Source organism: Pseudomonas sp. TJI-51 (genome assembly GCF_000190455.2).
GTDB classification, from domain to species: Bacteria; Pseudomonadota; Gammaproteobacteria; order Pseudomonadales; family Pseudomonadaceae; genus Aquipseudomonas; species Aquipseudomonas juntendi.
The window spans coordinates 30,756-32,936 of sequence record NZ_AEWE02000069.1; the positions used below are offsets into that span (position 1 = coordinate 30,756).

Sequence of the window (2,181 nt, forward strand, 5' to 3'; positions counted from 1 at the left end):
GGGCTGCAAAGCAGCCCCAAGGCACTGAAGCAAAAGAATTTTTCGGACGACTGGCAAGTCCGCGAACCACCCTGTAAAGAAATGTGTACAAAGTCAGCCGATTTCCGTTCGTGTTTCGGAATACGCCCCGGCCTGTCAAAAAAACTTGCCGCTGCCAACGCTGCAAGCCCCCCGCGCCAATCCCCACCACCCTTGCCCAAACCCCCTTGCCCACGGTGTTATAGCCGCTATTGCCGTGTGCAACAGCCGGTTCACAGCGCCTGGCTGACAAAACAACAAATGGAGGCGCCATGTACGCCGATCACTCCGCCTTTGAAGGCCCATACCACAGGATCGCTGCGTTTTTTCCCGAGGAAAGGATGCAACGCGTTGACGCCTGCGCGTTTGCAGGGGTATACAGTGCGCCGCGTTTTACCTGTGACCCCCTTGCGTACCGCGCACTCTTGATCACGCCTGGTTGACCCGCCCCGGCGGCACCTGAGGTCGAGAAACCCAAGGTAACCACCTTGCCCATTCCGCTGCGCCACGAGCGCGGTGGGTCCGATTCCGTCACAGATAAAAACAATGCAGGTGACTTCGTTCATGAGTGGACAAAACATGCATTCAGGCGAGCTCAAGCGGGGCCTGAAGAACCGTCACATCCAGTTGATCGCCCTTGGCGGCGCAATTGGTACCGGCCTGTTCCTCGGCTCGGCAGGCGTGATGAAATCCGCCGGCCCGTCGATGATCCTCGGTTACGCCATCTGCGGCTTCATCGCCTTCATGATCATGCGCCAGCTTGGCGAGATGATCGTCGAGGAGCCGGTGGCCGGCTCATTCAGCCATTTTGCCCACACCTACTGGGGCGGCTTCGCCGGTTTCCTGTCTGGCTGGAACTGCTGGGTGCTGTACATCCTGGTGGGCATGTCGGAGCTGTCGGCGGTTGGCAAGTATGTCCACTACTGGTGGCCGGAAATCCCGACCTGGGTTACCGCAGCCGCCTTCTTCGTGCTGATCAACGCCATCAACCTGATGAACGTGAAGTTCTTCGGTGAAGCCGAATTCTGGTTCGCCATCATCAAGGTGGTCGCCATCGTCAGCATGATCGGCCTGGGTGCCTACCTGCTGACCAGCGGCAGCGGCGGCCCGGAGGCCACCGTCGCCAACCTGTGGTCGCACGGCGGGTTCTTCCCCAATGGCGTCAGCGGCCTGGTCATGGCCCTGGCCTTCATCATGTTCTCTTTCGGTGGCCTGGAAATGCTCGGGTTCACCGCTGCCGAGGCCGACAAGCCCAAGACCGTGATCCCCAAGGCGATCAACCAGGTCATCTACCGTATCCTGATCTTCTACGTGGGTGCGTTGGTGGTGCTGCTGTCGCTGACCCCGTGGGACAACCTGGTGGCCAGCATCGACGCCTCGGGCGGCAGTTATGGCAGCAGCCCATTCGTGCAGGTGTTCTCGCTGCTGGGCAGTGACGTGGCCGCCAACCTGCTGAATTTCGTGGTGCTGACGGCCGCGCTGTCGGTGTACAACAGCGGCACCTACTGCAATGCCCGCATGCTGCTGGGCATGGCGGAGCAGGGCGATGCCCCGGCAGCGCTGGCCAAGGTCGACAAACGCGGCGTGCCGGTGCGCTCGATTCTGGTGTCGGCAGCGGTGACCTTCGTGGCCGTGCTGCTCAACTACCTGATGCCGCAAAATGCCCTGGAACTGCTGATGTCGCTGGTGGTGGCTACCCTGGTGATCAACTGGGCGATGATCAGTTATTCGCACCTGAAATTCCGCCAGCACCTTGACCGCACCGGCCAGAAGCCGCTGTTCAAGGCGCTGTGGTACCCCTATGGCAACTATGTGGTGCTGGCCTTCGTGGTGCTGATTCTCGGCATCATGCTGATGATTCCAGGCATTCAGGTGTCGGTGTACGCGATCCCGATCTGGCTGTTTGCGATGTTCGTGGTGTACATGGTCAAGCCACGTCGGCGGCTGAATACCGGTGGGGTTGCTGGAACCGTAGCCAAGTAAGGGTCTGCAGGAAATAGAGAAACCCGAAGCCGGGGGACTGGCTTCGGGTTTTTTATTGCCTGTTTGGGCCCTATCGCCGGCAAGCCAGCTCCCACAGGGATCGCATCAGGGCTGACAGGTGTTTGCCACAAGGTATGCAGCGCCTGTTAGAGCGAGCGCCGCCCGCGCGGCGCATCGCGA

Annotated in this window: 1 protein-coding gene; it reads left to right on the plus strand. The window is 60.4% G+C overall.

Features of this window, described 5'->3' with window-relative positions; all coding sequences use genetic code 11:
• Positions 1-582 precede the first annotated feature (582 nt).
• A complete protein-coding gene (locus tag G1E_RS15950; RefSeq protein WP_166524954.1) occupies positions 583-2,001 on the plus strand; it encodes an amino acid permease in 1,419 nt (472 codons plus the stop codon).
• Positions 2,002-2,181: the final 180 nt, after the last annotated feature.